The following is a 531-nucleotide window of genomic DNA, read 5'->3' on the forward strand; positions in this document are numbered from 1 at the left end:
GCGTAAGTCGAGAAGCGGAAACCGCGTTCTGGGTCGAACTTCTCAACGGCGCGGATTAAGCCGATGTTGCCTTCATCAATCAAATCGAGCAGTGGCAGACCGCGGTTCATGTAGCGTTTAGCCAGTTTGACCACCAAGCGTAAGTTGCTTTCAATCATACGTTGACGCGCTTTGGCATCGCCTTGTTGGATGCGTTGGGCGAAGATGACTTCTTCTTCGGCGGTGAGCAGCGGAAATTGACCAATTTGCTGATAGTAAAGGTGGTCAGTATCGAGCTCTTGGCGACGCTCACGCAGCAAGCTGTTTTGAAATTGTTGCTCCAGTTGCTCGTCATCAAAGGCATGCAGGTTGCCTGATAGAGCGTGGATATTGACGTTGTTGTCGAATTCAATGTGCGCTTGCTGGTTCATGACGAATCCTTTTTTGTTCTATAGTGACTTGCTGTTATCGGTGGGCCGATGTTGTTAAGTCAGTGTTGTTTTGTTGATGTAAATGTTATGTGGTTGGTGGCTTTGTCGATACTCGCAAAAC

At 48.2% G+C, this 531-nt stretch carries 1 protein-coding gene; it reads right to left on the bottom strand.

Annotated elements, in window-relative coordinates:
• A partial coding sequence (locus tag CBE68_RS18615; protein WP_143824631.1) for a sigma-70 family RNA polymerase sigma factor occupies positions 1-410 on the bottom strand: 410 nt, incomplete at its 3' end.
• Between the last annotated feature and the right edge of the window lie 121 nt (positions 411-531).

It is taken from the genome of Neiella marina, from assembly GCF_002165625.1.
GTDB classification, from domain to species: Bacteria; Pseudomonadota; Gammaproteobacteria; order Enterobacterales; family Neiellaceae; genus Neiella; species Neiella marina.